This window comes from Aeromonas sp. QDB56 (assembly GCF_027705505.1).
GTDB classification, from domain to species: domain Bacteria; phylum Pseudomonadota; class Gammaproteobacteria; order Enterobacterales; family Aeromonadaceae; genus Aeromonas; species Aeromonas caviae.
The window spans coordinates 18,221-27,238 of the sequence record NZ_JAPDBZ010000047.1; the positions used below are offsets into that span (position 1 = coordinate 18,221).

The following is a 9,018-nucleotide window of genomic DNA, read 5'->3' on the forward strand; positions in this document are numbered from 1 at the left end:
GTGACTATTCCAACTCGTGAATTTGATGCGGTCGTGATCGGTGCCGGTGGCGCCGGTATGCGCGCCGCGCTGCAGATTGCCCAGTCCGGCAAGAGCTGCGCCCTGTTATCCAAGGTTTTCCCGACCCGTTCCCACACGGTCTCCGCCCAGGGCGGGATCACGGTCGCCCTGGGCAATGCCCACGACGACAACTGGCAGTGGCACATGTATGACACCGTCAAGGGCTCCGATTACATCGGTGATCAGGAAGCCATCGAATACATGTGCAAGACCGGCCCCGAGGCCATCTATGAGCTGGAGAACATGGGCTTGCCTTTCTCCCGCTTTGATAACGGTACCGTCTACCAGCGTCCGTTCGGCGGTCAGTCCAAGAACTTCGGCGGCGAGCAGGCTGCCCGCACCGCGGCGGCAGCCGACCGCACCGGTCACGCCCTGCTGCACACCCTGTATCAACAAAACGTCAAGAACAAGACCACCGTCTTCTCCGAGTGGTATGCCCTGGATCTGGTGAAGAACCAGGATGGTCATATCGTTGGCTGTACCGCCATCGACATGGAGAGCGGTGAAGTCGTCTACTTCAAGGCCAAGGCCACCGTGCTCGCCACTGGCGGCGCCGGTCGCATCTACCAGTCCACCACCAACGCACACATCAACACCGGTGACGGCGTCGGCATGGCGCTGCGTGCCGGGGTCGGCGTGCAGGACATGGAGTTCTGGCAGTTCCACCCGACCGGCATCGCCGGGGCAGGGGTACTGGTGACCGAAGGTTGCCGCGGTGAAGGCGGCTACCTGCTGAACAAGGACGGCGAGCGCTTCATGGAGCGTTATGCGCCGAACGCCAAGGACCTGGCCGGTCGCGACGTGGTGGCCCGTTCCATCATGATCGAGATCCGCGAAGGCCGTGGCTGCGACGGTCCCTGGGGCCCGCACATCAAGCTCAAGCTGGATCACCTCGGCAAAGAGGTGCTGGAATCCCGTCTGCCGGGCATCTGCGAGCTCTCTCGCACCTTCGCCCACGTGGATCCGGTCAAAGAGCCCATCCCCATCATCCCGACCTGCCACTACATGATGGGCGGCGTGCCGACCAGCGTGAACGGCCAGTGCCTGACCCAGGACAAGGATGGCAACGACGTGCCGGTGGTCGGTCTGTTCGCGGTGGGCGAGATCGCCTGCGTCTCCGTGCACGGTGCCAACCGTTTAGGTGGCAACTCCCTGCTGGATCTGGTGGTGTTCGGTCGTGCTGCCGGCATGCACCTGGTGGAGACCCTTGGTTCGATGGAGCACGGCGTGGAAGCCACCGACGCCGACATCGCCAAGGCGCTGGAGCGCTTCAACCGCTGGGAAAACAACCGTGACGGGGAAGACCCGGCCCAGATCCGCAAGGATCTGCAGCGCTGCATGCAGAACAACTTCTCCGTGTTCCGGGAAGGGGATGCCATGGCAGAAGGGCTGGCCGAGCTGAAACTCATCCGCGAGCGTCTCAAGAACGCCCGTCTGGACGACACCTCCAAGGAGTTCAATACCCAGCGCATCGAGTGCCTGGAGCTGGACAACCTGATGGAGACCGCCTATGCCACCGCGGTGGCGGCGAACTTCCGTACCGAGAGTCGTGGCGCCCACAGCCGCTTCGACTTCCCGGAGCGTGACGATGAGAGCTGGCTGTGCCACAGCCTCTATCATCCGGACACCGAGTCCATGACCCGTCGCGCTGTCAACATGTCACCCAAGACCCGTGAGGCGTTCCCGCCCAAGGTCCGGACTTACTGATTGCGGAGCCAAGCACAATGAACGTCATATTCTCTGTCTACAGATACAATCCGGACGTTGATAACGTCCCGTATATGAAGGATTATCGTCTTGATATTCCTGAAGGTTCCGACATGATGGTGCTCGACGCACTGATCCAGCTCAAGGAGCTGGATCCCACGCTCGCCTTCCGCCGCTCCTGCCGCGAAGGGGTATGTGGATCTGACGGTCTCAACATGAATGGCAAGAACGGTCTGGCCTGCATCACGCCGCTCTCCGATCTCTTGAAGAAGGGCAGCAAGGTCGTCATTCGGCCCTTGCCCGGTCTGCCGGTGATCCGGGATCTGGTGATCGACATGACCCAGTTCTACACCCAGTGGGAGAAGGTCAAACCCTTCCTCATCAACGACGAAAAACTGCCGCCCGTGCGTGAGCACCTGCAATCCCCCGAAGAGCGCGCCAAGCTGGATGGCCTGTACGAGTGCATACTCTGTGCCTGCTGCTCCACCTCTTGCCCCTCCTTCTGGTGGAACCCGGACAAGTTCATCGGTCCGGCCGGCCTGCTCGCCGCCTATCGCTGGCTGGCGGACAGCCGCGATACTGCGGCCAGTGAGCGACTGGGCAACCTGGATGACGCCTTCAGCGTGTTCCGCTGCCACGGCATCATGAACTGCGTGAACGTCTGTCCCAAGGGCTTGAACCCGACCAAGGCCATCGGTCAGATCAAGTCGATGTTGCTCAACCGGGCCGTGTAGTATCGGGGCCAGGGCGCCTTGCGCCGGGCCCGACCTCTGGATAGCCATCCCGCCCCGGGATGGCTATGACCCTACAAGCTGCAGTGCAGCGAACAAGATGTACAAGGGATAGAAATGCATAACGGCGTGATGAAGGCCTGGTTGGAGTCATCTCACCTGGCTGGTGCGAATGCAAGCTACATTGAGGATTTGTACGAATCCTTCCTGGAGAACCCCGACTCCGTTGCCGACGAATGGCGCAGCCTGTTCCAGTCGCTGCCCCAGGTCAACGGACATGCAGTAGAACAACCCCACTCCCAGGTTCGCGACTATTTCCGCCGCCTGGCCAAGGACTCCTCCCGTTACAGCGCTCCCGTCTCCGATCCCCAGGTGGATGCCAAACAGGTTCGCGTACTGCAACTGATAAACGCCTTCCGCTTCCGCGGTCACCAGAACGCCAACCTGGACCCCCTGGGTCTGTGGCAGCGCGAGCCGGTCGCCGAGCTGGATCCGGCCTTCCACAACCTGCAAGGTGCAGACATGGAGGCCACCTTCAATGTGGGCTCCTACGCCATCGGTCGCGAGACCATGGTGCTCTCCGATCTGTATGCCTCGCTGAAGAAAACCTATTGCGGCAGCATCGGCGCCGACTACATGCACCTCACCTCCACCGAGGAGAAGCGCTGGCTGCAAGACAGGCTGGAATCCATCGAAGGGAAGGGCAACTATACCCTCGAAGAGAAGACCCGCTTCCTCGAGAGCCTGACCGCCGCCGAAGGGCTGGAAAAATACCTGGGTGCCAAGTTCCCGGGGGCCAAGCGTTTCTCCCTGGAAGGGGGCGATGCCATGGTGCCCATGCTCAAAGAGCTTATTCGCCGCGCCGGTGAGCAGGGTTGCAAGGAAGCCGTCATCGGCATGGCCCACCGTGGTCGCCTCAACGTGCTCATCAACGTGCTGGGCAAGCGCGCCCAGGACCTGTTCGACGAGTTTGCCGGCAAGCACGGCGAATCTTGGGGCACAGGGGACGTGAAGTACCACATGGGCTTCTCCTCCGACTTCGCCACCCCGGGCGGCAACGTCCACCTGGCGCTCGCCTTCAACCCGTCTCACCTCGAGATCGTCAACCCCGTGGTCATCGGCTCCGTGCGTGCCCGTATGGACCGTCGCGGTGACAAGGACGGCTCCAGCGTCCTGCCCATCACCATCCACGGTGACTCCGCCATCGCGGGGCAGGGGGTCGTTGCCGAGACCTTCAACATGTCCCAGACCCGTGCCTATGGAGTGGGCGGCACGGTGCGCATCGTCATCAACAACCAGGTGGGCTTCACCACCTCCTATATCCGTGACCTGCGCTCCACCGAATATTGCACCGACATCGCCAAGGCGGTGCAGGCCCCTGTGCTGCACGTCAACGGGGATGACCCGGAAGCCGTGGTGCTGGTGACCCAGATTGCCCTGGATTACCGCAACACCTTCAAGCGCGACGTGGTGATCGAGCTGGTCTGCTACCGTCGTCACGGCCACAACGAGGCTGACGAGCCGAGCGCGACCCAGCCCCTGATGTACCAGAAGATCAAGCAGCACCCGACCCCGCGCAAGATCTACGCCGATCAGCTGATCGCCGAAGGAGCCATCGCGCCGGAGCTGGCCACCACGCTAGTCAACGACTATCGCGACACCCTGGATCGGGGCGAGCGGGTGAGCAAGGAGTGGCGCCCTATGGAGCTGCACTCCGTGGACTGGACGCCGTATCTGGGTCACGACTGGGCCATGGCCTATGACAGCACTGTGCCCATGGATCATCTGAAGGCCCTGGGTGAGCGCATCAGCCAGTACCCGGCGACCCATGTGCTGCAACGTCAGGTCGAGAAGATCTACGAAGACCGTCGCTTGATGGCCGCCGGTGAGAAGCTGGTGGACTGGGGCTTCGCCGAGACTCTGGCCTACGCCACCCTGGTGGACAAGGGATCCCGCATTCGCTTTACCGGGGAAGACTCCGGCCGCGGTACCTTCTTCCATCGCCACGCCGTGCTGCACAGTCAGACCGATGCCAGCACCTACACTCCGCTGTGCAACCTGCATGACGAGCAGGGCCCGTTCGAGGTGTACGACTCCGTGCTGACCGAGAACGCGGTCCTGGCGTTCGAGTATGGCTACGCCAGCGCGGAGCCGGCCGGTCTCACCATCTGGGAAGCCCAGTTCGGTGACTTCGCCAACTGCGCCCAGGTGGTGGTGGATCAGTTCCTCTCCTCCGGCGAGCAGAAGTGGGGCCGGATGTGTGGCCTGACCATGCTGCTGCCCCACGGTTACGAGGGTCAGGGCCCGGAGCACTCTTCCGCCCGTCTGGAGCGTTACCTGCAGATGTGCGCCCAGCACAACATGCAGGTGTGCGTGCCCTCCACCCCGGCGCAGGTGTTCCACATGCTGCGTCGCCAGGTAGTGCGCCCCATGCGCCGTCCGCTCATCGTGATGACGCCCAAATCCCTTCTGCGCCACCCGCTGGCGGTGAGCAAGCTCGAAGAGCTGGCAGAGGGCACCTTCCAGAACGCCATCGGCGAAATCGATGCGCTGGATCCCAAAGGCGTCAAGCGCGTGGTCTTCTGCTCCGGCAAGGTCTACTACGACCTGCTCGATGCCCGTCGCAAGGCGGAGCAGCAGGACGTGGCCCTGGTACGGATCGAGCAGCTCTACCCCTTCCCGGAAGAGGAAGTGCGCGCCATCCTGGCCGATTACAGCCATGTCACCGACTTCGTCTGGTGTCAGGAGGAGCCGCAGAACCAGGGCGCCTGGTACAGCACCCGTCATCACTACGACAGCGTGCTGCCAAGCCATGCCCGTCTGCGTTATGCCGGCCGCCCGGCCTCGGCCTCACCGGCTGTCGGTTACATGTCCGTCCACGCCAAGCAGCAAAAAGCCCTGGTGGAAGACGCCCTTACCCTGGAATAACGAGTTGTGGATGAGAGGGCCCGTGTCGGGACCCTCTCTGACCTGGAACAAGCCTGCTGGCCAAGAAGTAACAAGGAACTGATTACATGACTATCGAGATCAAGGTACCGGACCTGCCGGAATCAGTGGCAGATGCCACCATCGCGACCTGGCACAAGAAACCGGGTGATCTGGTTGCCCGTGACGAAGTGCTGGTTGACATCGAAACCGATAAAGTCGTGCTGGAAGTGCCCGCGCCGGAAGCCGGCGTACTGGGCGACATCCTGCAGAGCGAAGGGGCCACCGTGCTCTCCCGCCAGCTGATCGCCATGCTCAAGCCGGCCCCCGTTGCCGGTGAAGCGACCAGCGAGAAGCCGGTGGAAGCCGTGGCCGATGACGCTGCCGATGGCCTGAGCCCTTCCGTGCGCCGCATGGTGGCCGAGCACGACATCGACGTCGCCAAGCTGACCGGCACCGGCAAGGGTGGTCGTGTCACCAAGGAAGACGTGGAAGCCTTCATCAAGAATCTGGGCAAGGCTCCGGTGGCTGCGCCGACTGCTGCCGCTCCTATGGCTGCCGCACCGGTCGCGCCGCTGGCCGGTCGCACCGAGAAGCGCGTGCCCATGACCCGTCTGCGCAAGCGCATCGCCGAGCGTCTGCTGGAGGCCAAGAACACCACCGCCATGCTGACCACTTTCAACGAGATCAACATGGCGCCCATCATGAAGCTGCGCAAGCAGTACGGCGAGATCTTCGAGAAGAAGCACGGCATCAAGCTCGGCTTCATGTCCTTCTATGTGAAGGCCGTGGTCGAATCCCTCAAGCGCTACCCGGAAGTGAACGCGGCGCTGGACGGTGACGACATCGTCTACCACAACTACTTCGACGTCAGCATCGCCGTCTCCACCCCCCGTGGTCTGGTGACCCCGGTGCTGCGCGACTGCGACAACATGAGCCTGGCCGATATCGAGAAGGCCATCAAAGACCTGGCCGGCAAGGGCCGTGACGGCAAGCTGACCGTGGATGAACTGACCGGCGGCAACTTCACCATCACCAATGGTGGCGTGTTCGGCTCCCTGATGTCCACCCCCATCATCAACCCGCCCCAGAGCGCCATTCTGGGTATGCACAAGATCCAGGACCGCCCCATGGCCGTTGACGGCAAGGTCGAGATCCTGCCGATGATGTACCTGGCGCTCTCCTACGATCACCGCATCATCGACGGCCGCGAGTCCGTGGGCTTCCTGGTCTCCATCAAGGAGCTGCTGGAAGACCCGACCCGTCTGCTGCTGGATGTCTGAGCAAGCGTGACTGAAAGATAACGAGGGGCCGCCCAGGCCCCCATTCACAGGGGATTGAGAAACACGAGCCCCGGACGGAAATACCTACAACACGGATAGAGCATCTATGAATCTGCATGAATATCAGGCAAAACAGCTGTTTGCCGAGTATGGCCTGCCGGTCTCCGAAGGTTATGCCTGTGCCACCCCGCAGGAAGCGGCCGAAGCGGCCGACAAGATTGGCGGCAACACCTGGGTCGTCAAGTGCCAGGTCCACGCCGGTGGCCGCGGCAAGGCGGGCGGCGTCAAGCTGGCCAAGAGCAAGGACGAGATCCGCGCCTTCGCCCAAAACTGGCTCGGCAAGAACCTGGTGACCTATCAGACTGACGCCAATGGTCAGCCGGTTACCAAGATCCTGGTGGAGTCCTGCACCGACATCGCCAAGGAACTGTACCTGGGCGCCGTGGTCGACCGTGGCTCTCGACGCGTGGTCTTCATGGCTTCCACCGAAGGTGGTGTGGAGATTGAGAAAGTCGCCCACGAAACCCCGGAACTCATTCACAAGGCTGCCATCGATCCCCTGGTAGGCCCGCAGCCTTATCAGGCCCGCGAGCTGGCCTTCAAGCTGGGTCTGGTCGGTGATCAGATCAAGCAGTTCACCAAGATCTTCATGGGCCTGGGCCAGATGTTCCTGGACTGCGACTTCGCCCTGCTGGAGATCAACCCCCTGGTCATCACCGACAAGGGCAACCTGCACTGCCTCGACGGCAAGATCAACATCGACGCCAACGCCCTGTACCGTCAGCCCAAGCTGCGCGAGATGCACGACCCGTCCCAGGATGACCCCCGCGAAGCGCACGCCGCCCAGTGGGAGCTGAACTATGTGGCGCTCGATGGCAACATCGGCTGCATGGTCAACGGCGCGGGCCTGGCCATGGGCACCATGGACATCGTCAACCTGCACGGCGGTTCCCCGGCCAACTTCCTGGACGTCGGCGGCGGCGCCACCAAGGAGCGCGTGACCGAGGCCTTCAAGATCATCCTCTCCGACAGCAAGGTACAAGCCGTGCTGGTCAACATCTTTGGCGGCATCGTGCGCTGCGACATGATCGCGGAAGGCATCATCGGCGCCGTCAAGGAAGTGGGGGTGAAAGTGCCCGTGGTGGTGCGTCTGGAAGGCAACAACGCCGAACTGGGTGCCCGTAAACTGGCCGACAGCGGCCTCAATATCATCGCCGCAACGAGTCTGACTGACGCAGCTCAGCAAGTGGTAAAAGCAGCGGAGGCCAAATAATGAGCGTTCTGATCAACAAAGACACCAAGGTGATCTGCCAGGGCTTTACCGGCGGTCAGGGTACCTTCCACTCCGAACAGGCCATTGCCTACGGTACCCAGATGGTCGGCGGCGTCTCCCCGGGCAAGGGCGGCACCACTCACCTGGGCCTGCCTGTGTTCAACACCGTCCGTGACGCCGTGGAAGCCACCGGCGCCACTGCCTCCGTCATCTATGTGCCGGCGCCGTTCTGTAAGGACGCCATCCTGGAAGCCATCGATGCCGGCATCAAGCTGATTGTCACCATCACCGAAGGCATCCCGAACCTGGACATGCTGGACGTCAAGGTGAAGCTGCAGGAAACCGGCGTGCGGATGATCGGCCCCAACTGCCCGGGTGTCATCACCCCGGGTGAGTGCAAGATTGGCATCATGCCGGGCCACATCCACAAGCCGGGCAAGGTGGGCATCGTCTCCCGCTCCGGCACTCTGACCTACGAAGCGGTCAAGCAGACCACGGACGAGGGCTTCGGCCAGTCCACCTGCGTCGGTATCGGTGGCGACCCCATCCCGGGCTCCAACTTTATCGACATCCTCGAGATGTTCCAGAATGACCCGCAGACCGAAGCCATCGTGATGATCGGCGAGATCGGCGGCAACGCCGAAGAGGACGCGGCTGCCTACATCAAGGCCCACGTCACCAAGCCGGTGGTCTCCTACATCGCGGGTGTCACCGCACCGGCTGGCAAGCGCATGGGTCATGCGGGCGCCATCATCGCCGGTGGTAAAGGCACCGCGGCCGAGAAATTTGCCGCCCTGGATGATGCCGGCGTGAAAACCGTGCGCTCCTTGGCCGATATCGGCAAGGCCCTGCGTGAAGTGACCGGCTGGTAATTCCTTCAAGCCAGTTATCTCTGATAAAAATGCCGCCCAATGGGCGGCTTTTTTATGGATATCTTTGACTTGTTGAAAATTATCTGTAAGAAACTCGCTGCGGGGCAGTTGCCATACGCTCGGAGCGAAGCATTTACCAAGGCATCTTGCGGAATACTGCTTCCGGT

Annotated in this window: 6 protein-coding genes; all 6 read left to right on the forward strand. The window is 62.1% G+C overall.

Annotation, left to right across the window (positions count from 1 at the left end):
- The 6 genes from sdhA (at position 1) to sucD (ending at position 8,851) form a co-directional block, all read left to right on the forward strand.
- On the forward strand, positions 1 to 1,767 hold the full coding sequence (sdhA, locus tag OKB81_RS09725; protein WP_029314421.1) for a succinate dehydrogenase flavoprotein subunit: 1,767 nt from the start codon (positions 1 to 3) through the stop codon (positions 1,765 to 1,767).
- A 17-nt stretch (positions 1,768 to 1,784) separates the two neighbouring features.
- Complete coding sequence (locus tag OKB81_RS09730) at positions 1,785 to 2,501, forward strand: succinate dehydrogenase iron-sulfur subunit (protein WP_160837942.1); 717 nt, start codon at positions 1,785 to 1,787, stop codon at positions 2,499 to 2,501.
- Between the two features lie 114 nt (positions 2,502 to 2,615).
- On the forward strand, positions 2,616 to 5,426 hold the full coding sequence (gene sucA / locus OKB81_RS09735) for a 2-oxoglutarate dehydrogenase E1 component (RefSeq protein ID WP_010674498.1): 2,811 nt from the start codon (positions 2,616 to 2,618) through the stop codon (positions 5,424 to 5,426).
- An 86-nt stretch (positions 5,427 to 5,512) separates the two neighbouring features.
- Entirely contained in the window at positions 5,513 to 6,706 is a 1,194-nt protein-coding gene (gene odhB / locus OKB81_RS09740) for a 2-oxoglutarate dehydrogenase complex dihydrolipoyllysine-residue succinyltransferase (RefSeq protein WP_103858743.1), read from the forward strand.
- A gap of 106 nt (positions 6,707 to 6,812) precedes the next feature.
- Positions 6,813 to 7,979, forward strand: a complete 1,167-nt coding sequence (gene sucC / locus OKB81_RS09745; protein ID WP_005300220.1) for an ADP-forming succinate--CoA ligase subunit beta — start codon at positions 6,813 to 6,815, stop codon at positions 7,977 to 7,979.
- Entirely contained in the window at positions 7,979 to 8,851 is an 873-nt protein-coding gene (sucD, locus tag OKB81_RS09750) for a succinate--CoA ligase subunit alpha (RefSeq protein ID WP_270663615.1), read from the forward strand. Before sucC ends, sucD begins: the two co-directional genes overlap by 1 nt.
- The last annotated feature ends 167 nt before the right edge of the window (positions 8,852 to 9,018 follow it).